Raw genomic sequence first — 22131 nt, 5'->3', positions numbered from 1 at the left:
CCCCCAGGTGACAGCGCACCCGGCCCAGCTGACGGGTGGCCGAGCTGATCCCGCGAGCACCGATCGACAGGATCGAGACCCCACATGACGCACCCTCACACCCCCACCGCCGACGAGATCGCCGCCCTGCGCACGCGCTACCGCGCCGAGCGCGACCGGCGGGTCCGTCCCGACGGCCCGCGCCAGTACCGGACGGCCGAAGCCGACTTCGGCTACTGGGCGGCCGACCCCTACGCCCCGGAACCGGCCGAGCGCGCACCCGTGCGGGACACCGTCGATGTCGCTGTCGTCGGCGGCGGGTTCGGCGGGATACTCGCCGGAGCCCGGCTGCGGCAGCAGGGCGTGGCACGGATCCGGATCGTCGACAAGGGCGGCGACTTCGGCGGGACCTGGTACTGGAACCGCTACCCGGGCATCCACTGCGACATCGAGTCGCACGTGTACCTCCCGCTGCTCGACGAGACCGGCTACGTCCCGGAGTGGAAGTACGCCCCGGGCGAGGAGATCCGCCGCCACGCGATGCGGATCGCGGACACCTACGACCTCTACCCGGACGCGCTGCTGTCCACCGCCGTCACCTCGCTGGAGTGGGACGAGAGGTCCGAGACCTGGCTGGTGCGCACCGACCGGGGTGACGCGTTCCGGGCCGGGTACGTCATCACCGCGACCGGCACCCTCTCCGAACCGAAACTCCCCGGCATCCCCGGCATCGAGACCTTCGCGGGCCACACCTTCCACACCTCGCGGTGGGACTACGGCTACACGGGCGGCACCCCGGACGGCGGGATGACCGGCCTCGCGGACAAGCGGGTCGGCATCGTCGGCACCGGTGCCACCGGCATCCAGGTGATCCCGATGCTGGCCCGGGACGCGGCACACGTCCTGGTGTTCCAGCGCACGCCGTCGAGTGTGGATGTGCGGGCCAACCGGCGCACCACGGCCGAGGAGGTCGGCGCCGGCCGCCCCGGCTGGGTACGCGAGCGCCGCGACAACTTCCTGCGCATCGTCTCGGGCGAGCCGGCCGCCGAGGACCTCGTCGCGGACCGGTGGACCGCGTCGGCGGAGCTGCTGGAGAAGCTGCTGCCCAGCTTCCGGCGCGAGGGCGGCGACCGGGACGCCTTCGAAGCCGCGTACGAAATCGCCGACGCGGCCAAGATGAACGAACTGCGCGCCCGGGTGGCGGAGTCGGTCACCGACCCGGACACCGCCGCCAAGCTCACCCCCTGGTACCGCTACGCGTGCAAGCGCCCCGGGTTCTCCGACCTCTACTACCCGGCCTTCAACCGCGACAACGTCACCCTGGTCGACACCGCGGACACCCACGGCATCGAACGGGTCACCGAGACCGGCGTCGTGGTCGGGGACCGCGCGTACGAGCTCGACTGCCTGATCTTCGCCACCGGGTTCTCCGTCGGTGTCTCCGGCGTCCTGTCCGGCAAGCTCCCGGTCCACGGCCGCGGCGGCCGGCAGCTGCTGCACACCTGGGCGCACCAGGGCCCGCGGACCCTGCACGGCCTCACCAGCAACGGCTTCCCGAACCTCTTCCAGCTGGGTTCGCTGCAGAACGCGAGCAGCGTCAACTTCACCCACGTGCTGGACGAACAGGCCGTCCACGCCGCCGCCCTGGTCGCGGCGGCGGAGGCCAAGGGCGCGCTGGTCGAACCGTCCCGCGAGGCCGAGGACGCCTGGCTCGCCACCCTCGCGGAGGGCGCCCCCGACCACGCCTGGTTCCACGCCGAGTGCACCCCCGGCTACTACAACGCCGAAGGCCGCGGCCGGCCGTCCGGCCCGTCCTCGTACCCGCACGGCGCCGTGGCCTTCCACGCGCTGCTGCGGCGGTGGCGGGACGAGCGCATGGCGGAGATCCTCCAGCCACGGACCCGTGGCGCCTGACCGGTACCGCCGGCCGGGCTGAGCGCGGGCGCCGTCCTGCGCCGTCCTGCGGCGACGGTACGCCGGGCGGTGACGGCGCGGGCGTGCCGGTCAGCCGGCGGGCGGCGTCCGTGCGGGTGGGGCGGCCGGGGCCTCGGTGGAGGCCCAGGAGGCGAGCAGGCGCAGTCCCTCCTCCGAGGGCGAGCCGGGCTCCGCCGCGTACACGGTGAGGGTGAGGCCGGGCTCGGCCGCCATGTCGAGCCCTTCGTAGGCGAGGGTGAGCGCGCCGACGACCGGGTGGTGGAAGCGCTTGGTGCCCGTGCCGTGCACGCGGACGTCGTGCGCGCCCCAGCGGGTGCGGAAGGCGTCACTGCGGGTGGACAGCTCGCCGACGAGATCGTGCAGGTCCTTGTCGTGGGGGTCGCGGCCGGCCTCGGTGCGCAGGATCGCCACCGCCATGTCGGCGAACGCCTCCCAGTCGGGGTAGAAGTGCCGGGCGGCGGGGTCGAGGAACTGGAAGCGGGCCAGGTTGGCCTGGTTGCCGCCGGTCGCGTACAGGTCGCTGTAGAAGGCGCGGGCCAGCGGGTTCGCGGCCAGGATGTCCATGCGTCCGTTACGGACGAAGGCCGGCCCCGCGGTGACCGCGTCCAGGGTCCACTGGAGGCTGCGGTGCGGGGTCCACGGCCTGCCGGTGCGGCGCCGGGGCCGGGCGAGGAGGTCGGAGCCGTCGGCGGCCCGGGCCAGGTGCAGCAGGTGGGCGCGTTCGGCGTCGTCGAGCTGGAGGGCCCGGGCGACCGCCTCCAGGACGGCGGGGGAGACACCGGCGAGGGTGCCGCGCTCCAGCTTGGCGTAGTACTCCACGCTCATGTCCGCGAGGGCGGCGACCTCGCTCCGGCGCAGCCCGGGCACCCGCCGCCGGGGGCCGGCGGGCAGGCCCGCCCGCTCCGGGCTGATTCTGGCGCGCCGCGAGGTCAGGAACTCGCGGACCTCCTCACGGTTGTCCACACCCCGACGGTACCGCCGGTCGCGCGGGCGAGGGATGTACCGCTGGTACACCCCTCGGCGGTGACTCGCTGCGGGCGCGCGGGCGGGGTTACCTAGAGGACGTGGCGCCCGCCGTCCGTCCCCGCCGGCGGGCGGGCACGGGCGCCCGGGTCCCGGGACCGCGGACGGCCGCCGCGCCGCCGGCGCCGGGTCCCGTCACCCGTTCGGCGGCATCCGGTGCCCCCGGGACCGGATGCCCACCAGGTAAGGAGCCTCCCGATGCGCGGAGCAGTGATCCACGCCCCCGGCGACGTCCGTTTCGAGACCCTGGAGGATCCCCGGATCCTGCGGCCGACCGACGCGGTCATCCGTACCGCCGTCACCTGCGTGTGCGGCTCCGACCTGTGGCCCTGGCGCGGCCTGGAGCCGATCGGCGACCCGCACCCGATGGGGCACGAGTACGTCGGTTTCGTCGAGGAGGTCGGCAGCGAGGTCACCGCCGTGCGGCCCGGCCAGTTCGTGGTCGGGTCGTTCGCCACCTCGGACAACACCTGCGCCAACTGCCGCAACGGCTACCCGTCGAACTGCCTGCACCGGGAGTTCATGAGCACCTGTCAGGCGGAGTACGTGCGCATCCCCAACGCCGAGGGCACCCTGGTGGCCACCGACGAGGTGCCGGACGAGCGGCTGTGGCCGAGCCTGCTCGCCGTCTCCGATGTGATGGGCACCGGCTGGTGGGCGGCCGACGCCGCCGAGGTCCGGCCCGGCTCGACCGCCGTGGTCGTCGGTGACGGCGCGGTCGGCCTGTGCGCGGTGATCGCGGCGAAGGAGCTGGGCGCGGAGCGGATCATCGCCATGTCGCGGCACGAGAGCCGGCAGCGGCTGGCCCGCGCCTACGGCGCCACCGACATCGTGACCGAACGCGGTACGGAGGGCGTCGAGCGGATCAAGGAGCTGACCGGCGGTATCGGGGCCGACAGCGTGCTGGAATGCGTCGGCACCGCGGAGGCCATGCGGCAGGCCCTGCACTCCGCCCGGCCCGGCGGCAACGTGGGCTTCGTCGGGGTCCCGCACGGGGTCACCGTCGACGGCCAGGAGCTGTTCTTCTCCCATGTCGGGCTGCGCGGCGGCCCCGCGCCCGTACGCCGCTACCTGCCGGACCTGATCGACCGGGTCGTGTCGGGCCGGATCGACCCGGGCCAGGTCTTCGACCTGACCCTGCCCCTGGCGGAGGTCGCCGAGGGCTACCGCGCCATGGACGAGCGGCGCGCCATCAAGGCGCTCCTCACGCCCTGACCCGGGCCCGCTCCCCCACCGCCCCCGATGGAAAGGACGCACCGTGCAGATCACCCGCAGTTCGATCGACACCGTCAAGGGGCCGGCCGACTGGTTCACCGGCGACGTCTACATCGACGCCGTGGCCGCCGCCCCCGCCCCGTCCCGGCTCAGTGCCGCCCTGGTGCACTTCATGCCCGGGGCCCGCACCCACTGGCACCGCCACCCGCTGGGCCAGACCGTCTTCGTCACCGAAGGCATCGGCCTGTGCCAACGCCGGGGCGGGCCGGTGGAGATCATCCGGCCCGGCGACCGGGTGCTGTTCGAAGCGGACGAGGAGCACTGGCACGGCGCCGCGCCGAACCGGCTGATGGTGCATCTCGCCCTCAACGAGGCGGACGACACCCACGACGTCGTGCACTGGCTGGCCCCGGTCACCGACGAGGAGTACGGCGCGGCCCCGGCCACCGGCTGACCCGGGGGCAGGGCCGGGCGCCGGCCCGGCGTCGTCAGGGGCGGCCGGCCGGGGCGGCGGCCCGGGTTTCGGCCAGGGTGGGGATGCGGCCGGTACCGCCCCGGCCGGTGACCGACAGCGAGGCGGCGCCGATGCCCAGGCGCACCGCGGTGGGCAGCGGGTCGCCGAGCGCCAGGCGGGCGGCCGTCGTTCCGGTGAGGACGTCGCCGGCCCCGGTGGCGTCGACGGCACCGGACACCGTGGGCACCGGCAGGGTGAGCGGCCCGTCCGGGCCGGTGACGACGACCCGTTCCGCGCCGCAGGTGACGGCGGCGGCCCGGGCGCCGAGGGCGAGCACCGCTCCGGCGGCGGCCACCGGGTCGTCCGTGCCGAGCAGCGCCCGCGCGTCCGCGGGGCAGGACGGGGTGATGAGCGCGCAGTGCGGGGCCAGGTCGGCCAGGGCCGCCCGGGCCCGTTCGGCGGTGGTCAGCCGGGCCCGGAAGTTGGGGTCGTACACCACGGCGGCACCCGCGTCCGCCGCGATCCGGGCGGCGGCCAGGATCGCGTCCCGGCAGCTGTCCGACAGGGCGCTGCCGACGCCCGAGGCGACCAGGGCCCGGGTGCCGGTCAGCGCCGCGCGTTCCCGTTCGATGTCGGCCACGCCGAGCCGGGAGGCGGCGCTGCCGGTGCGCCAGTAGGTGAACTCCCGCTCGCCGCTGAGGTCGCCGTGCAGCAGGTAGGCGCCGTTGCCGCCCGGGACCCGCCGGATCAGGGCCGTTTCCACGCCCAGGGCGCGGACCCGGTCGACGAGGGCGTCGCCCAGCTGGTCGTCGGCGACGGCGGTCAGGATGGCCGTGCGGGCGCCGGCGGCGGAGGCCGCCGCGGCGGCGTTCAGGACGTCGCCGGAGAAGCCGAGGCCGATGCGCGCCCCGTCGGCGGGCGGGCCCTCGCAGTAGAACTCGACGAGGATCTCGCCGATCAGCACCACGTCGTAGTCGCTCATCGCACGCCTCCGAACAGCCGGGCGAGCGCCGCCGGGTCCTCGGGGAGGCCGGAGCCGATTCCGACGGCCAGCGCGCCGGCCGCCAGGTAGGCGGGGGCCTCCTCGATCGCTATGCCGCCGGTGGGGATCAGGGCGGCGTGCGGCAGGACGGCCCGCAGCGAGCCGACGAACCGGGGCCCGCCGACGTGTGCGGGGAAGATCTTGGCCGGTCCGCGGCCGGCCGCGTCGGCGACCTCGGCCGGGGTGAAGCCGCCCTCGACGAACACGGTCCCGTGCCGGGCCGCCTCCTCCCGTACCGCGGGCGCCGGATGGGGGGACACCAGGAAGTCCGCGCCGGCGCCGATCGCCGCCGCGGCCTGGGCGGCGGTGGTCACGGTGCCGACGCCCAGCAGCGGTGCCGCGCCGTCGCCGGTCCGGTGGCCGTGCCGGCTCGCGGTGAACGCCCGCTCCCAGCCGGGGGTCGAGGTCGTCAGCTCCACGACGCGGCAGCCGGCGTCCAGCAGGGCCGTCACGGCGGTGACGGCCGCGGCCACGTCGGGCGAGCGCAGCACCGGCAGGAGGCGCTGGGTGCGCAGCGCGGCGAGCAGGGCGGCCGGGGGTGTCGTCTCGGGTCCTTCGGGCACGACGGTCTCCTTGTCCGTGTCTCTTCGGGTGGGTCGCCGGTGGGCGGGGCCGGTGGCCGGGGCGCCGGTCACCAGTCGTGGACGGAGCCGTCGGCCAGCCGGTTGACCGGGAGGTAGGCGGGCCGGTAGGGGTGGGCGGCGGCCAGTTCCTCGTCCAGTTCGACGCCGATGCCCGGCGCCTCGCCCGGGTGGAGATATCCGTCCGTGAAGGTGTAGGCGTGCCGGAACACCTCGCCGGTCAGCGCGGTGTGCCCGGAGTACTCCTGGATGCCGAAGTTGTGGATGGCCAGGTCGAGGTGGAGGGCGGCGGCCATGCCGACCGGCGAGATGTCCTCGGGGCCGTGGACGGCGCTCTTGATCTGGTACTGCGCCGCGTAGTCGAACAGCTTCCTGAGCGGGGTGACGCCGCCGAAGTGGGTGACCGCAGAGCGTACGTAGTCGATCAGCTGCTCGTTGATGAGCGTCTGGTAGTCGAAGACGGTGTTGAACACCTCGCCGATGGCCAGCGGTGTGGTGGTGTGCCGGCGCACCAGCCGCAGGGCCTCCTGGTTCTCGGCCGGGGTGCAGTCCTCCAGCCAGAACAGGTCGTAGGGTTCGATGTCCTTGCCGAGCCGGGCCGCCTGGATCGGGGTGAGCCGGTGGTGCGCGTCGTGCAGCAGCGGCAGTCCGGGGCCGAACTCGGCGCGCACGGCCTCCAGGACGCGCGGCAGGTGCCGCAGGTAGGCGGGGGTGTCCCAGTCCTCGACCACCGGGCGCGGCAGCTGGTCGGAGACGGACAGGTCCGGGCGTACCCCGTAGACGTTGGTCAGTCCCGGCACGCCGGTCTGGACCCGGATGGCCCGGTAGCCCTCCGCCTGCCGGGCCCGGACGGAGTCCAGCAGTTCGGGGATGTCCCGGCCGGCGGCGTGCCCGTAGGCGCGTATCCGCTCGCGGCTGGCGCCGCCCAGCAGCTGGTAGAGCGGCAGCCCGGCGGCCTTGGCCTTGATGTCCCACAGGGCGACGTCGACGGCGGCGATCGCGGCCATGGTGACCGGGCCGCGGCGCCAGTACGCGCCCCGGTACAGGTACTGCCAGGTGTCCTCGATCCGGTGCGGGTCGGTGCCGATGAGCAGCGGCACCACGTGGTCGGTGAGGTAGCTCACCACGGAGAGTTCGCGGCCGTTGAGGGTGGCGTCGCCGAGGCCGGTGAGTCCCTCGTCGGTGGTGATCTTGAGCGTGACGAAGTTGCGGCCCGGGCTGGTGACGACGACCTGTGCGTCGACGATCTTCATGGAGTGGTCTTCCTGGGGTGTGGGGTGGTGCGGGTCAGCCCTTCGTGGCACCGGCGGTGAGGCCGGCCACGAGGTACTTCTGGCCGAGGAGGGCGGCGATGACGACGGGGACGGTCATCAGGGTGGCCACGGCCATCAGGCCGCCCCAGTCGGTGCTGGCGTAGGAGATGAAGTTGAAGAGGGTGACGGGGGCGGTCTGGGTGGTCTCGTCGGCGAAGATCAGCGCGAACATGAAGTTGTTCCAGCTGGAGACGAACGCCAGCAGGGAGGCGGTCGCGGTGCCCGGCGCGGCCAGCGGCAGGGCGATCCGCCAGAACGCGCCGAAGGCGGTCAGTCCGTCGGTCCGGGCGGCTTCCTCCAGTTCCACCGGGAGGCTTTCGAAGAAGCCGATCATGATCCACAGGATCAGCGGGACGGAGACGAACATGTGACTGAGGATCAGCACGGTGTAGCTGCCGACCAGCCCGGCCTGGGCGAACAGGTAGTACCAGGGCACCAGCAGGGAGACGGCCGGGACGATGCGGGCCACCAGGACCAGCGAGCCGGTGCGGTGCATCCGGAACCGGCCCACCGCCCAGGCGGCGGGCACCGCGATGAGCGCGGACAGGGCGGTGGAGACGCCGCCCACGATGAGCGAGTTGCGCAGCGAGCGAAGGATCTCGCCGTCCGCCAGGACGTTGCGGAAGTTCTCGAAGGTGGGCGAGAAGAGCAGGCCCACGCTCGGGTCGGTGACCTGCACATTGGTCTTGAACGCGGCGGCGAACATCCACACGATGGGCAGGACGAAGATCAGCGAGACGGCGGCGACCGCGATGCCCCGCAGCCAGCCCAGACGGCTGCGGACCGCGCCGGCGGTGTGGGTACTCATGCTTCCTTCTTTCCGGCGCGGCGCCGCAGCAGGACCACGACGCCGATGATGAAGAGCGTGAAGAGCACCAGCACCGCGGAGGCGAGCCCGTACTCCTGGTAGTCGAAGGTGAGGCCGTAGGCGTAGACATTGAGCGTCTCGGCCTCGAAGTCCGAGCCGCCGCCGGGGCCCTTGGTGGCGTAGAGGATGTCGAACGTCTTGAGCGCGTCCACCGAGCGCAGCACGAGCGCGGTCATCAGCGTCGGCCAGAGCATGGGGAGCACCACGTGGCGGAAGCGCTGCCAGGCGTCCGCCCCGTCGACCTTGGCCGCTTCCTCGGGTTCCTCGGGGAGGGTGGAGAGGCCGGCGAGGAGCAGCAGGGTCATCATCGGTGTCCACTGCCACACGTCGATGAGCATGAGGGTGGGCAGCGACTGGCTGACCGAGCCGAGGAATTCCTGCGGCGGCAGGCCGACGGACTCCAGCAGGTGGTTGGCGATGCCGTTGGTGGGGTCGAGGATCAGCAGCCACAGGATGCCGATGGCGACCGGGGTGGTGAGCAGCGGGATGATCAGGATGGTGCGCACCCAGCGCATGCCGCGGAACGCCTTGCGCATCAGCATGGCCAGGGCGAGGCCGAGGACCGTCTCGATCAGCACGGCGCCGACGGTGAAGACGACGGTGCGCTGGGCGGCGGGCCAGAAGCGGCGGGAGTCGGCGAGGGCGTCCTGGAAGTTCTGGAGGCCGATCCAGCTCTTGTCGGCGTTCACGGCGCCGAAGGCGTCGGTGAAGCCGAGGTTGAGCGTGAAGAGCAGCGGAAAGACGATCATGAGCCCGACGAAGCCGAGCGCCGGGGCGAGCATCGCCCACTTCAGCCGCCGGTTGGCCTGTTCGAACGTGCGCGGGGGCCGGTTGCCGGGCGGGCGCCGGCCGGCGGTGGTCCGGGGCCGGGTCTGGGTGGCGGTCATCGGGGCTCCCGGTGGCGGTTGTCGCGGACGAGGAAGTCGTCGAATTCGGCGTTCGCGTCGCGGGCGATCCCGGGCACCGACTTGCCGAGGATTCCGGCCACCAGCGGCCGGCCGACGATGTCGCGGGCGCGGCCGACCTGGAGGACTTCGGGCCGGTCGTGGCCGAGGCCGTTCTCGGCGTTGATCCGCATCGCCTCGGCCAGGTCGGCGGGGAAGGAGGTGAGGGTGGCCCGGTCCGACCAGGCGGAGCTGCGGGCGCCGGGGATGCCCTCGGCCTGGAGGGAGGCGACCATCTCGGGGCTGGAGGCCCAGCGGATGAACTCCCAGGCGTCGTCCCGCAGCAGGGAGAACTCGTTGACGGCCAGGCTCCAGGAGGGGATGTTGTGCGGCCGGGAGCCGGCGGGTCCGGCCGGGAACGGCGCGAAGCCGACGGTGTCCTGGACGGTGGAGATCTTCGGGTCGAGGAAGTTGGTGTAGATGGCGTCGGCGTCGACGTAGAAAGCGGCCTTGCCCTGGGCGAAGATCGGCATGGCCTGTTCCAGGCTCATGTTGGTGGCGCCGGGCGGCCCGGTGCGCTCCAGCAGCCCGCCGTACAGCTCGTAGGCGGCGATGGCCTGCGGGGTGGCGATGGCGGAGCGGCCGTCCACGGTGAAGTCGCCGCCGAAGGAGTACAGGAAGCTGGACCACTGGCTGACGGCGCCGCTGCGCTGGCCGCGGCCGACGTACCCGAAGAAGCCCCGGCGCCGGTCGGCGAGTTCGAGCGACATCTCCAGCAGGTCCTCCAGCGTGCCGGGTGGCCCGCCGAACTCCTCGACCAGGTCCTTGCGGTAGTACAGCGCCGGGCGTTCGGTGACCACCGGGATGCTCAGCACCCGGCCGTCGGTGACGGAGCGTTCGCGGGGCGCGTCCTGGAAGTCGGCCCAGTCGTAGGCCGTATCACCCCTCGCGCGGTCGGTGAGGTCGGTGAGCCAGCCGTTGTGCGCGAACAGAAGCTGCTCCTGGAGTGCCCGGACCATCATGACGTCGACGTCCGTGCCGGAGGCGTTGAGCTTCACGTTGTAACTACTGGCGAGCTGGTCGGCGGTGAGCATCGTGATCGACACCCGGCGGCCGATCCGCTCCTCCAGCTCGGCGACCCGGCCGCTGATGGCGTGCGACCAGACGTGGTTGATCGCCATGACGCGCAGTGGCGCACCGGGCGACGCGGTGCCGCTCCGGGTGGCACAGGAGCTGAGCGCCGACCCGCCCGCGACGGCCGCGGCGGCGACGGCGGCGAGCTTGCCGAAGGAGCGCCGGCTGACCGGCTGGCTGCTCGTGGACATCCTCGTCCTCGACTCTCTTGACGTACTGTTTCTCGTCCCGCGAATGTGGTCCAACTGGTAGGACCAGTTGGACCGTAACAGGCGGAACGGCGCCTGACCAGCCCCGCAGGACGGGGTTCACGCTCCGCCGACCGGTGGACGGCCCTGCGTCGCCGCCGGTACGGCAGAGACTAAGGGGCGTCCCGGGACTGCCGCATCAGCGTCTCGATGTGCTGGCGGGCCATGACGTCCAGACTGACGTCGAGGTCCGCGCCGTAGGTGCGCAGGCCCAGGGTGAGGTGTTCGCGCATCCGCGACCTGGCCAGTTCGGCGTCGCGGGCCACGATGGCCTCGTAGATCTCCGGATGGTGCGGCACACCCGGCTCGCCGATCGAGGGATCGGAGTTGGAGCGCAGCATCATCTCGAACATCATGCCGCCGATCGAGGAGAGCATGATGCGCAGCACGGGGTTGCCGCTGGCCGCCGCGATCGCGTCGTGGAAGTCGAGGTCGGCCCGCGCCTTGTGCACCACGTCGGTCGCCCGGGCGAGCACCTCGTTCGCCCTGCGCATCGCGTCCAGGTCGGCCTGGGTGGCCCGTTCCACCGCGAGGCCGACGATCTCGACCTCCAGCGGGATGCGCGCCTCGATCAGCTGGCGCGCGGTGGGACGACCCGCCCGGTACAGGGCGTCGTAGCTGCTCGCCTGGCCGGCGTTCTGCTCGCTGACGAACGAGCCCCGGCCCGGCGCCACCTCGATCAGATGCTGGGCCTCCAGGCGCCGCAGCGCCTCGCGCACCACGTTGCGGCTGGCGGCGAACTGCTCGGCCAGCTCGCGCTCGGACGGCAGCTTCACCCCGGCGGCGAGCTCCCCGGACCGGATCTCGTGCTCCAGTTGCCGGGCGATGCGCTCGGTCAGCAGCCCCCGCTGGGACGACGGCACGGCACGGCCCGGTCGTGAGGATGGCGGGGCGGGCATGGTCAGGAGCTTAACAGCCGAGCCGGACGCTGCCCCGCGCCGCGGACGCACGCAACGCCCGAGGCCGCCCCGCGTCTTCGGCGACCCGGGACGACGGCGGCCGGGGCCGCTGCCATCGGACCCCTGCCGTCGGACCCCTCCCGCGACACGCGCCTCATCAGTACCGTGGGCCCCCGCAGCACGGCCCGTCACCGCCGAGGGCCGCCGCAGCCGAAGTGCCGCGTCCCCGCGAGGAGTTCCATGAGCACAGCAGGCCCCGCCCTGCTCACCGCCCTGGCCGTGAGCATCGGGTTGATCATCGTCCTGTGCGGGCGGTTCCGTCTGCACCCCTTCCTCGCCATCGTGCTGGCCACCTACGCCTTCGGGTTCCTCGCGATGGGCATCGGCGCCGCGACCGGTGCGCAGGAGCCGTTCGTCGACAACCTGGCCGGGACCGTGGCCGAGGGCTTCGGCTCGATCCTGATGAGCATCGGCCTGGTGATCCTCTTCGGGACCATCATCGGCAAGGTCCTGGAGCGGACCGGCGCGGCCGTCACCCTCGCCGAGGGCGTCCTCAAGGTCATCGGCAAACGCCATCCCGCGCTGGCCATGTCGGTCATGGGCTGGGTGGTCTCGGTCCCGGTCTTCTGCGACTCCGGCTACGTGGTGCTCTCCCCCCTCCAGCGCTCCATAGCCCGCCGGACGGGCAAGAACCCCGTCGTCCTCGGCACCGCCCTGGCCACCGGCCTGTACGCCTCCCACACCTTCGTCCCGCCGACGCCGGGCCCGATCGCCGCGGCCGGCAATGTCGGCATCGCCTCCGACGGGCTGGTCTGGGTCATCCTCTTCGGCATCCCGGTCTCCCTGGTCGCCGCCGTCGCCGGGCTCGCCTGGGCGCTGCGCCGCACCACGGACCTGGAGAGCCATCTCCCGGACGCGCGCCAGACCTTCGAGGAGTACAAGGAGCAGTTCGAGCGGCTTCCCTCGATGGGCCGGGCGCTGGCCCCGATCCTGGGGCCGATCGTGCTGATGGCGATCGGCTCGGTGGCCGCGTTCCCCTCCGGTGACGGCACGCTCGTCGACGGCGCCTTCGGAGCGTTCCTCACCGACGTCGGCAACCCGGTGAACGCGCTGCTCATCGGCGTCCTTCTGGCGCTGGCCCTGCTGCCGCCCCGGCGCGACGCCAAGGCCCTGACCACCTGGGTCGCCGAAGGACTGGTGGACGCCGCGCCCATCCTGGTCATCACCGGCGCCGGCGGCGCCTTCGGCGCGGTCATCAAGGGCACGCCGATCGCCGACTACATCGCCGACCTCATCGGGGACGGTTCGGCGGTGAGCGGCGTCCCCGCGCTGCTGGTCCTCTTCGCGATCGCCGCCCTCCTCAAGACCGCGCAGGGCAGCACCACCGCCGCGCTGATCATCACCTCCACGCTCGCCCAGCCGCTGCTGCCCGCCCTGGGGCTGGACGGCACGCTCGGCGCCATCCCGATGGGCCAGGTGATGGCGGTGCTGGCCATCGGCGCCGGGGCGATGGTGGTCAGCCATGTCAACGACTCGTACTTCTGGGTGGTCACCCAGTTCTCCGGCATGGACGTGAAGACCGCCTACCGCGCCCAGACCGCGGCCACCCTCGTCCAGGGGCTGGCGGCACTGGGGGCGGTGGTGCTGCTGGGGCTGGTGGTTCTGTGAGAGATCCGCGGACCCCCGGTCGGGGGTGAGGCCTCAACGGGGGACGGACGGGTTCTGTCTCATCCGCAGGATCAAGGTGATCGCGTCCTTCGGGCAGGTGCCGGGAGCCAGGACTTCCTGGAGGAGGAGGCCGCGCATCGCGGCGACGGTGACGGTGGCCACCTCCCGCGCCTCCCGCGTGTCGGCCCCTTCGCGTTCCGCGCGTGAGGCCAACGCCACGGTCAGGTCGCCGATCGACTCCACGAACTCGGGGAAGTCCCCGGGACCGTACGCGGCCAGCCCGACGACGGAGAAGAAGCCGCGGATCCGGGACAGTTGCTCGGGGCGGCTGTACGTCCGCCAGATCGCCTCCGCGAACTCCTCGAAGGTGCTGTGCCGGGCGGCCTGGAGCAGCGCCTCGTTGTCGCGGGATCGCTGCGCCGTGAGCATGGCGGCCAGGACACCCGGGAGCGACCCGAAGTGGTAGCGCAACAGGGCGTGGCTGGTCCCGATCCGGGCGGCGACCTCGCGGAGCGACATCTCCGGCGGGGGAAGGGTCTCGCCGAAGGCGTCAAGAAGCCGCGCCAGAAGTCGCTCGCGGGCGCTGCCCCTGGGTTCCGAAGTTGACAGGATCACTCCCACAGTTTATCCATTGGAAAAGAAGGACGGGCGGTTCCGTGCTGCTCCGCACATCGTCGCAGTCGGCTCGCAACGGCGGAGGATCGGCCATGGGACCCGCTCATGCCGCCGGCGCCGCGGTCATCGACGTCCTCGCCATCCACGCCGGTCAACTCGTGAAGGACCCCCGATGAGCACCATGTGGCAAGGCTGCCTCGCCCACACCGACTACTTCGAGACGCGCTCCAGTGGTGGGCACGACTACGGCGTCTGGGTCACCACGCCACCGGGCTACGACCCCGCCGCGGCGCCGGCGCCCGTGGTGTACGTGCTCGACGGCAACTGGGCCGTGGGCTTGACCGCACCGCTCATCGTCACCCAACTCGACCCCATGCAGGCGCTCCAGCCCTACATCCAGGTCAGCGTCGGTTACGCCGGCGAGGAGGCGGAGCACTGGGAGCGGCTGCGCAACCGCGACCTCGTGCCGCCCGGCGAGCCCATCGCGCAGGAGTACATCGATGCCACGGAGATGGGCATCGCCACGGGCACGATGACGCGCGAGCAGGCCGACGCCTACCTCGCCGAACTGAGCGACAGCCGCGGGGACGCGTTCCTCGCCTTCCTCACCGACGACCTGCACCCGCGGATCGCACGCGACTACGGCACGGCCCCGAGCGGCCACGGCCTCTTCGGCTACTCCTACGGCGGGCTCTTCAGCCTCTATGCCTGGCTCTCCGACAGCACCCTCTTCGAGACCATCGGCGCGGGCAGCCCCGGCATCGTCGGTGAGGACAGCCAGGTCTTCGCCCGCCTCCGGGCCATGGGTGACACCCTGCCCGCCACCCGGCTCCACCTGACCTTCAACGACCGGGAACTGCTCGGCGGCATACCCGTCTACCAGAACCTCGCCAGGAACACGGCCACCTTCCTGCACCGCCTCACCGCACACGACGCACCGGTCACCAGCGCGCTCCTGCACGAGACGCATGTGACCGGGCTCCAGGCCTCGTTCCTCAGCTATCTCAGGACCTGCCGGGCCCGGTAGGCGCGGACCCGGCGCGGGCCCCGTCCCTGCCTAGTCGTACCGGCGGACGGCGCCGGGGGTCAGGGCGGCGGCCACGGCGTCGGCCAGCGGCGGGATGTCGGCCGGGGTCAGCCGGGAGACGGTGAGCCGGATGCCGGGCGGGGACGCCAGCCGGAACCGGGCGCCCGGGCCCACCGCCCAGCCGGCGGTGAGCAGCCGGGCGACGGCCCCGGTCTCGTCCGGGGCGGGGACCCACACGTTCATGCCGCTGCGGCCCCGGGCGGGCAGCCCGCGCTCGGTGAGCGCGGTGCGCAGCGCCTCGCGGCGGCTGCCGTAGGAGGCGGCGACGGCGGCCGGGTCCACGGCCCCGCTCTCCCACAGCGCGGCGACGGTCTCCTGGAGCAGGTGGCTGACCCAGCCCGGGCCGAGCCGGTGCCGCCCGGCCACCCGGTCGATCGTCAGCGGGTCACCGGTGAGGACGGCGACCCGCAGGTCGGGGCCGTAGCCCTTGGCGGCGGACCGCAGGAACGCCCAGTGCCGGGTGACGCCGGTGAGGGTGTGCAGCGGCAGATCGACGATGTGGTGGCCGTGGTCGTCCTCGACCAGCAGGACCCCGGGGTGTGCGGCGAGGACGGCCCGCAGGGCGGCGGCGCGGCCGGCGGTGAGGGCCGCGCCGGTGGGGTTCTGGGCGCGGGCGGTGACGACGAGGGCGCGGGCGCCCCGTTCCAGCGCGCGTTCGGCGTCGCCGGGCAGCGGGCCCTCGTCGTCGACGGCCATGGGCACCGGGCGCAGTCCGAGGGCGGGCACCAGGTCGAGCAGGCTGCCCCAGCCCGGGTCCTCGACGGCGACGGCGTCGCCGGGACGCAGATGGGCCGCGAGCACCCGTTCGACGGCGTCCAGCGAGCCGGAGGTGACGGTGAGCGGCGCCTCGGGGACGCCGTCGGCGGCGAGTCCGGTGCGGCTGACGGCGGCCAGCCGTGCGCTGACCGGTGGGGTGCCGTACAGCACGGGGGCTCCGGCGGAGCGGGCGGCGGTGGCGGCGAGGGCAGGACCGAGCGGGGGCAGCAGGGCGGGGTCGGGGTTGCCGTCGGAGATGTCGCGGGCGCCGGGGGGCACGTCGACGCGGATGGTGTCGTCCCGTGAGGTGCTGGCAGGACGGTGGCGGACACGGCTGCCGCGCCGGCCCGCGGTCTCGATGAGGCCGCGTTCGCGCAGGGTGCGGTAGGCGGCGGCGACGGTGTTGGGGTTGACGCCGAGGGTGGTGGCCAGCTCCCGCTGCGGCGGGAGGAGGTGGCCGGGCGGCAGCGCTCCGGTGCCGATGCCGCGTTCCACGCTGGCGGCGATATCGGCGGCGCCCCGACCCGTGATGCGATAATCTCCTAGCACAAAGCAGATTATGCACTAATGCAAAACCATACGCAAGGAGCTGCCCATGCCGGCCGACATCCCCTACCCGCGGACCGCGCGCACCACCCCGACCCGGGCACCGCAACGGGCCTCCTGGGACCGGGAGCTGGTGCACCGCATCCTGGACGAGGGCTATCTGTGCCACCTCGGCTTCGTGCGCGAGGGCGCCCCGGTCGTGCTGCCCACGCTGTACGCCCGGGTCGGCGAACGGCTGTACGTCCACGGCTCCACCGGCTCCGCCCCGGTGCGCGCCGCCGGCGGTGCGGCGGACGGGCTGCCGGTCTGTGTGACCGTCACCCATGTGGACGGCCTGGTCCTGGCCCGCTCCGCCTTCCACCACTCCGTCAACTACCGCTCGGTCGTGGTGCACGGCACCGCCCGGCCGGTCACCGACGCCGGGGAGAAGGCCGCCGCGCTCGACGCCATCGTCGACCAGGCCGTCCCCGGCCGGGCCGCCGACTGCCGCCCGGCCGACCGCAAGGAGAGCGCCGCCACCGCCGTCCTGGCCATCGACCTCACCGAGGTGTCCGCCAAGACCCGCACCGGCGGCCCCAACGACGACGCCGCGGACCTGGAGCTGCCGCACTGGAGCGGCGTGGTGCCGGTGGGCGTCCGGTACGGCGCGCCCGAACCCGCCGCGGACCTGGCGGCCGGCACGCCGGTCCCGGACTACCTCACCGCCCGCCCCGGCGCCTGACCAGCCGCCGGCCGCTCAGGGGCCGACGGCGGCGGTCACCCCCAGCACCAGCACCAGCAGGCCGACATGGGCGGCGGCGTGCACCCGGTCCGGGACCCGCCCGGCGAACCGGCCCACCACGGCGATGGTGGGCAGCGAGCCGGCCAGCAGCGCGGCGGCGGCCGGCAGATCGACATGCCCGAGCCGGCCACCGGCCGCCACCGCCGCCGTGGGCGCCAGCGCGTACACGGTGGTGGCCACCGCCGCCACCGGGACGCTCAGCGGATTGGCCATCGCCGTCGCCTCCACCATCGGCAGCCCCCGGCGCCGCAGCAGCGGCACCGTCAGCACACTGCCGCCCACCCCCAGACCGGCCGCCACCGCCCCGATACCCGTGCCTCCCAGCGTCGCCGCGCCCCGGCTCAGCGGCCGGGGCGAAGCGTCTTCGGGCCGGACGAGAAAGCCCGCGCGCAGCAGGCTGTCCAGGATCGTCATCAGCAGATAGCCCAGGAAGAGACCGTGCAGCACGGCCCCGTCCAGCGCGTTCGCGATCAGCGAGCCGGCCGCCGCGCCCAGCGCGACGAAGGCGGCCAACGGCCACAGATACGCGCGGCGCAGCCGGCCCCGCCGCCACTGGGTGAGGGCCGCGACCGAGGCGTTCACCAGCATCACGGCGGCCGAGGTGGCGACCGCGACATGCATCGGGTCGTCCTCGCCCGCGCCGAGCACCACGACGGCGGGAACGATGACGAAGCCGCCGCCGAAGCCGAAGAGCACCGTGGTCACGCCGCACGCGACGCCGAGGGCGAGCAGGGGAAGGAAGGAGTCGGACACCCGGGGAACGCTACGGAGCGGTGCCACTGGCGGGCAATCGATGGCTCGCCAGTTTCTTACGCGCAGCAGACAGCTCCGGTTACCCTCCTGCCATGCGCAATGTCCCCGTCGCCGACGTCGACAGCCACCCGGGCGCCGTCCTCGCCATCGGCACGGACTACCCGTACGACCATGTCCTGCCCCCGCACGAACACCGCCGGGCCCAGGTCCTGTACGCGGCGACCGGCGTGATGCGGGTGGAGACCGCCGACGGCACCTGGACCGTCCCCACCGATCGCGCCGTCCTCATCCCGCCGCGCACCGGGCACCGGGTGGTGATGACCGGCGTCAGCACCCGGAGCCTGTACATCGAACCGGCCGCCGTCCCGTGGTTCCCGGTGCGCTGCCGGGCCGTGGACGTCTCCGCGCTGCTGCGGGAGTTGCTGCTGGCGGCCGTGGACATGCCCCCGGACCCGCCCGCACACGGCCGGGACGCGACCCTGATCGCCCTGCTGCTGCACGAGTTGCGCACGCTCGCCCCGCTGCCGCTGGATCTGCCGCTGCCCACCGACCCCGCGCTGCGCCGACTGTGCGACGCGTACCTGGTACGGCCCGGTGTCCACGACCCGCCGGCCCGCTGGGCCGCCGCCCTCGGGGTGAGCGAGCGCACCCTCGCCCGCCGTTTCCACCGGGAGACGGGGCTGGGCTTCGCGCGGTGGCGGCAACGGGCCTGTGTGCTGCACGCGGTGCGGCGCCTGGCCTCGGGGGCGCCGGTGACCCGGGTGGCGGCGGATCTGGGGTACGAGAGCCCCGCCGCGTTCACCGTCGCGTTCCGGTCGGTGCTCGGCCGCCCGCCGAGCGCCTACCGGCGGCCCGCGCCCGGCCCCGGTCCGCGTCCGGCCGCCTGACCGCGCCCGGCGCGGGACCGGTCCACCGCCCACGGATTGGCCGTGGCCGGGCCGGAACGCCGCTGCCTAGGCTCGCCGCATGAGGATCCGCATCGTCGACGCGTTCACCGACCGCCCGTTCGCCGGCAACCCGGCCGGGGTGGTGCTGCTGGAGAGCTGGCCGGCCGAGGAGTGGCTGCGGCGGGTGGCCGCCGAGGTCAATCTCTCCGAGACGGCGTTCGCCGTGCCGCTGACCGGCCGGGACGACGCCGACTTCGCGCTGCGCTGGCTGACGCCGACCACCGAGGTCGAGCTGTGCGGGCACGCCACCCTGGCCACCGCGCATGTGCTGTACACGACGGGCACGGCGGCGGGCCGGGTGCGGTTCGCCACCCGCTCCGGGGTGGTGGCCACCGAGCAGGGCGCGGGCGGCGCCATCACCCTGGACTTCCCGGCCGCTCCGCTGACGCCCGTCCCCGCGCCCCCGGGTCTGGCCGGCCGGCTGGGGGCCGAGCCACGGGCGGTGTACGACACCGGGCCGGGCCTCGGCGATCTGCTGGTGGAGCTGGCCGACGAGGCGACGGTGGCCGGGCTCGACCCGCGCCCCGAACCGCACGAGAAGATCATCGTGACCGCGCCGGCCGCCGGCCCGGGTGCCGGCTACGACTTCGTCTCCCGCTGCTTCTTCCCCGGCGTGGGCATCGCGGAGGACCCGGTGACCGGCAGCGCGCACACCGCGCTCGGCCCGCTGTGGGCGGAGCGCACCGGCCGGTCCCGGCTGACCGGCCGGCAGCTCTCGGCGCGCGGCGGCACGGTCGCGGTGGAGGTGCGGGGCGACCGTACGCTGCTGTCGGGCACCGCCGTCACGGTGATCGAGGGTGAGCTGCTCGCGGGCCCGGATCAGGCGGTGGGCAGCCAGTCCACGTGACCGGCCAGCAGCGCGTACCCGATGAAGGCCACGATGTCGATCAGGGCGTGCGCCACCACCAGCGGCATCACCCGCCCCCACCGCCGGTAGAGCCACACGAAGATGACGCCCATCGCGACGTTGCCGATGAAGCCGCCGATGCCCTGGTAGAGGTGGTACGAGCCGCGCAGCAGCGAGGAGGTGAGCAGCGCGGCCGGGGCGCTCCAGCCCAACTGGTCCAGGCGGCGCAGCAGATAGCCGACGATGATCACCTCCTCCAGGATGGAGTTCTGGAGCGCGGAGGCGATCAGGACGGGAAACTTCCACCACACCTCGGGCAGTGACTCGGGCACCACGGTGAGGTTGGCGCCGGCGGCGTGGGCGCCGAGGTAGAGGAGGATGCCGCTGCCGCCGATGCCGGCCGCCACGACGGCGCCCCAGGCCAGGTCGAATCGCGGCCGGCGCAGGTCGAAGCCGATGACCCGCATCCCCGGGGAGCCGGGGCCCGGCTCGCGCAGCAGCAGGTGGGCCACCAGCAGCACCGGGACCAGGGCGGTGCTGATCGCGAACACCTGCCAGACCAGGTCGAGCCAGGGCCGGCCGGGGGCGCGGGAGCCGTTGAGGGTGGCGGCCTGGTCGGCGAGACCGCCGGGGCGGGTGAGGGCGCCGACGAAGCGGATCACCGCGGCGACGCCGCTGGCGCCGAGCGAGAGGGCCAGCACCAGCAGCAGTTCGCGGCTCAGGGTGCGGCGCTCGGCCGTACCGGGCAGGGCCGGCACCCGCTCGCCGCCCGCCCACAGCGGGTTCTCCGGGTTCAACAGCCGCACCTTCGCTCCGTTCGCCGTGCCAACGCCGTGCCATCGGCGGCGGCGGAGCCGGGCGTGTCCGCGCGTCAGATCCCGGTGGGCCAGCTGTGCACGGGCGCGTCGGTGCGCGCCAGTTCGCAGTAGCGGTTCACGAGCCGGGACAGGGCCGTGCGGCGGTCGGCTCCGTTCGCCACCTCCTGGTGGTAGATCAGAGTCTGCCAGCCGGCTCCGGTGATCCGGCGGCGGCATCGTTCGGCGATGACCGAGAGATAGTGGTCGCGGTCGGCGGCGGGGATGCCGTACGCGTCGAGGCCGGCCGCCGCCAGGGGCAGCAGGGTCTCCTCGATCAGCCGGGGGGCGGGCAGGGTGAGGAGCCCGTCGCCCGAGGGGTCCGGCCAGCTGAGTTCGGCGTCGATGCCCTGCCGGCACGCGGTGTGGAAGTTCTCCTCGGCGGCGGCGAAGGGCAGCCGGTGCCAGACGGGGCGCTCCTGGTCGGCCAGGGCCCGCACCAGGCCGTAGTAGAAGGCGGCGTTGGCGACGGTGTCGGTGGCGGTGGGGCCGGTGGGCAGCACCCGGTTCTCCACCCGCAGATGGGGGACGCCGTCGGCGACCGCGTACACCGGACGGTTCCAGCGGTAGACGGTGCCGTTGTGCAGGCCGAGTTCGGGCAGTCTGGGGATGCCGCCGGCGGCGAGGACGGCGAGCGGGTCCTCCTCGTCGCACAGCGGCAGCAGTGCGGGGAAGTAGCGCAGGTTCTCCTCGAACAGGTCGGTGACGGAGTCGATCCAGCGCTCGCCGAACCAGGTGCGCGGGCGTACGCCCTGTGCGGCCAGCTCCGGCGGGCGGCTGTCGGTGGCCTGGAGGAAGAAGGGCGGCCGGGTCTCCTGCCACAGCTGGGTGCCGAAGACGAAGGGGGAATTGGCTCCGACCGCGATCTGTGCGGCGGTGACGCACTGGGCGGCGTTCCAGAAGTCCGCGAAGCGGTCCTGGGTGACCTGGAGATGGAATTGTACGGAGGTGCAGATGGATTCCGGGGCGATGGAGTCGAAGGACCGTTCCAGGGTTTCCGCTCCGGCGAGTTCGACCTTGATGCTTTCGCCGCGTGCGGCGAGTATCTGGTCGTTCAGCATCATATAGCGGTCGACCTGGGAGAGGCTGGTGGGAGCCAGTTCGTCTCCTGTGACAGTGGGCAGAACTCCTATCATCACGATGTTCGCGTCGAATTCTCCGGCGACCGCGTCGGCATAACCGAAGGCGATACGCAGTTCCTCGGCGAGGTCGTCGAGCACCCGGCCGGCCAGGGTGCGCGGTGTCATATTGAATTCGAGGGTGAACTGACCCAGTTCGGTCTGGAAGTCCCGGGTGGCCATTCTGGCGAGTACCGCGTCATTGACCATGCGCGGGGCACCGTCGCGGTCGGCGAGACTGAGTTCGACCTCCAGACCGATGGACTCCCGTGGTCCGTCGAAGCGCCGTTCGGCGAGCATCCGGCGCAGGCTCTCCCCGCACGCGTGCAGCCTGGCCCGGAAAAGCTCCCGGTCAGCAAGATCGAACCGGTCGGCCGCCAGTTTCGCTCCCATGCGGCACACCTCCTCGTCCGTCGGTGCACCGATCATGCCCACGACGATCGGGTGATAACACCGGCCGGTGGGTGGCGCGGCCCACACATGGGCATATCCCAGAGGGATAGTTCACGCACGAGGCGGCCGGAATCCCCCTTGCCGAAACTTTTTCGGTGGGCTAGCGGAAACATCCCGAGAACATGGGGCGT

General features: G+C 73.3%; 21 protein-coding genes. 8 read left to right on the top strand and 13 right to left on the bottom strand.

The annotated features are described in order from the left end of the window. The first annotated feature begins 84 nt into the window (after positions 1 to 84). A complete protein-coding gene (locus tag BM385_RS06745) occupies positions 85 to 1893 on the top strand; it encodes a flavin-containing monooxygenase (protein ID WP_093842447.1) in 1809 nt (602 codons plus the stop codon). A gap of 90 nt (positions 1894 to 1983) precedes the next feature. Here the strand turns inward: BM385_RS06745 and BM385_RS06740 are convergent, their stop codons facing one another. Beyond that, complete coding sequence (locus BM385_RS06740) at positions 1984 to 2877, bottom strand: helix-turn-helix transcriptional regulator (RefSeq protein ID WP_093842446.1); 894 nt, start codon at positions 2875 to 2877, stop codon at positions 1984 to 1986. 258 nt (positions 2878 to 3135) lie between these two features. On the opposite strand from BM385_RS06740, the gene BM385_RS06735 reads away from it, so the two are divergent. After that, positions 3136 to 4152, top strand: a complete 1017-nt coding sequence (locus BM385_RS06735; RefSeq protein ID WP_093842445.1) for a zinc-dependent alcohol dehydrogenase family protein — start codon at positions 3136 to 3138, stop codon at positions 4150 to 4152. Positions 4153 to 4195: 43 nt separating this feature from the next. Further along, positions 4196 to 4606, top strand: coding sequence for a (R)-mandelonitrile lyase (locus tag BM385_RS06730; RefSeq protein WP_019434681.1), 411 nt, complete (start codon positions 4196 to 4198; stop codon positions 4604 to 4606). Between the two features lie 34 nt (positions 4607 to 4640). Here BM385_RS06730 and BM385_RS06725 read toward each other — a convergent pair whose 3' ends face one another. From BM385_RS06725 to BM385_RS06695, 7 genes are all read right to left on the bottom strand, one after another. Then, the gene (locus tag BM385_RS06725; RefSeq protein WP_093842444.1) at positions 4641 to 5588 is read right to left on the bottom strand and encodes a PfkB family carbohydrate kinase; all 948 of its coding nucleotides are present in this window, start codon (positions 5586 to 5588) and stop codon (positions 4641 to 4643) included. Beyond that, positions 5585 to 6211: a bifunctional 4-hydroxy-2-oxoglutarate aldolase/2-dehydro-3-deoxy-phosphogluconate aldolase gene (locus BM385_RS06720; protein ID WP_254791451.1), complete on the bottom strand. Its 627-nt coding sequence runs from the start codon at positions 6209 to 6211 to the stop codon at positions 5585 to 5587. The genes BM385_RS06725 and BM385_RS06720 overlap by 4 nt, the downstream gene beginning before the upstream one ends. A 68-nt stretch (positions 6212 to 6279) precedes the next feature. Further along, positions 6280 to 7482 (bottom strand): D-mannonate dehydratase ManD, encoded by a 1203-nt coding sequence (gene manD, locus BM385_RS06715; RefSeq protein ID WP_019434684.1) that lies wholly within the window; start codon positions 7480 to 7482, stop codon positions 6280 to 6282. Between the two features lie 34 nt (positions 7483 to 7516). Continuing rightward, on the bottom strand, positions 7517 to 8350 hold the full coding sequence (locus tag BM385_RS06710; protein ID WP_093842443.1) for a carbohydrate ABC transporter permease: 834 nt from the start codon (positions 8348 to 8350) through the stop codon (positions 7517 to 7519). After that, positions 8347 to 9297 (bottom strand): carbohydrate ABC transporter permease, encoded by a 951-nt coding sequence (locus tag BM385_RS06705; RefSeq protein ID WP_093842442.1) that lies wholly within the window; start codon positions 9295 to 9297, stop codon positions 8347 to 8349. The genes BM385_RS06710 and BM385_RS06705 overlap by 4 nt, the downstream gene beginning before the upstream one ends. After that, on the bottom strand, positions 9294 to 10619 hold the full coding sequence (locus tag BM385_RS06700; protein ID WP_093842441.1) for an ABC transporter substrate-binding protein: 1326 nt from the start codon (positions 10617 to 10619) through the stop codon (positions 9294 to 9296). Before BM385_RS06700 ends, BM385_RS06705 begins: the two co-directional genes overlap by 4 nt. A 170-nt stretch (positions 10620 to 10789) precedes the next feature. Continuing rightward, entirely contained in the window at positions 10790 to 11575 is a 786-nt protein-coding gene (locus BM385_RS06695; RefSeq protein WP_026047579.1) for a FadR/GntR family transcriptional regulator, read from the bottom strand. A 240-nt stretch (positions 11576 to 11815) separates the two neighbouring features. Between BM385_RS06695 and BM385_RS06690 the strand changes: the two genes are divergently transcribed. Continuing rightward, a complete protein-coding gene (locus tag BM385_RS06690) occupies positions 11816 to 13243 on the top strand; it encodes a GntP family permease (RefSeq protein WP_093842440.1) in 1428 nt (475 codons plus the stop codon). A gap of 33 nt (positions 13244 to 13276) precedes the next feature. On the opposite strand, the gene BM385_RS06685 is transcribed toward BM385_RS06690, so the two are convergent. After that, the gene (locus BM385_RS06685) at positions 13277 to 13858 is read right to left on the bottom strand and encodes a TetR/AcrR family transcriptional regulator (RefSeq protein ID WP_093842439.1); all 582 of its coding nucleotides are present in this window, start codon (positions 13856 to 13858) and stop codon (positions 13277 to 13279) included. A 172-nt stretch (positions 13859 to 14030) separates the two neighbouring features. Between BM385_RS06685 and BM385_RS06680 the strand changes: the two genes are divergently transcribed. Further along, positions 14031 to 14885 (top strand): alpha/beta hydrolase, encoded by an 855-nt coding sequence (locus tag BM385_RS06680; protein ID WP_093842438.1) that lies wholly within the window; start codon positions 14031 to 14033, stop codon positions 14883 to 14885. Positions 14886 to 14915: 30 nt separating this feature from the next. On the opposite strand, the gene BM385_RS06675 is transcribed toward BM385_RS06680, so the two are convergent. After that, positions 14916 to 16250 carry an aminotransferase class I/II-fold pyridoxal phosphate-dependent enzyme gene (locus BM385_RS06675; RefSeq protein WP_078576214.1) on the bottom strand — a complete coding sequence of 445 codons (1335 nt, stop codon included), beginning with the start codon at positions 16248 to 16250 and terminating at the stop codon, positions 14916 to 14918. Between the two features lie 46 nt (positions 16251 to 16296). Between BM385_RS06675 and BM385_RS06670 the strand changes: the two genes are divergently transcribed. Beyond that, positions 16297 to 16968 (top strand): pyridoxamine 5'-phosphate oxidase family protein, encoded by a 672-nt coding sequence (locus tag BM385_RS06670; protein ID WP_093842437.1) that lies wholly within the window; start codon positions 16297 to 16299, stop codon positions 16966 to 16968. Between the two features lie 15 nt (positions 16969 to 16983). Here BM385_RS06670 and BM385_RS06665 read toward each other — a convergent pair whose 3' ends face one another. Further along, the gene (locus BM385_RS06665) at positions 16984 to 17781 is read right to left on the bottom strand and encodes a sulfite exporter TauE/SafE family protein (RefSeq protein ID WP_093842436.1); all 798 of its coding nucleotides are present in this window, start codon (positions 17779 to 17781) and stop codon (positions 16984 to 16986) included. Positions 17782 to 17873: 92 nt separating this feature from the next. Here BM385_RS06665 and BM385_RS06660 point away from each other — a divergent pair, with 92 nt between their 5' ends. Both BM385_RS06660 and BM385_RS06655 read left to right on the top strand, forming a co-directional pair. After that, a complete protein-coding gene (locus BM385_RS06660; RefSeq protein WP_019434695.1) occupies positions 17874 to 18668 on the top strand; it encodes an AraC family transcriptional regulator in 795 nt (264 codons plus the stop codon). Between the two features lie 79 nt (positions 18669 to 18747). Next, complete coding sequence (locus BM385_RS06655) at positions 18748 to 19575, top strand: PhzF family phenazine biosynthesis protein (protein ID WP_093842435.1); 828 nt, start codon at positions 18748 to 18750, stop codon at positions 19573 to 19575. Here the strand turns inward: BM385_RS06655 and BM385_RS06650 are convergent. Continuing rightward, positions 19548 to 20354, bottom strand: coding sequence for a CPBP family intramembrane glutamic endopeptidase (locus tag BM385_RS06650; RefSeq protein WP_175542940.1), 807 nt, complete (start codon positions 20352 to 20354; stop codon positions 19548 to 19550). The two genes, BM385_RS06655 and BM385_RS06650, sit on opposite strands and share 28 nt — an antisense overlap. A 92-nt stretch (positions 20355 to 20446) precedes the next feature. Next, positions 20447 to 21940: a glutamate-cysteine ligase family protein gene (locus BM385_RS06645; protein ID WP_093842434.1), complete on the bottom strand. Its 1494-nt coding sequence runs from the start codon at positions 21938 to 21940 to the stop codon at positions 20447 to 20449. Between the last annotated feature and the right edge of the window lie 191 nt (positions 21941 to 22131).

Origin of the sequence: Streptomyces harbinensis, from assembly GCF_900116145.1 — a bacterium.
GTDB classification, from domain to species: domain Bacteria; phylum Actinomycetota; class Actinomycetes; order Streptomycetales; family Streptomycetaceae; genus Streptomyces; species Streptomyces carpaticus.
The sequence above is the reverse complement of the archived record's forward strand: the minus strand, read 5'-3'. Positions and strand labels throughout refer to the sequence as shown.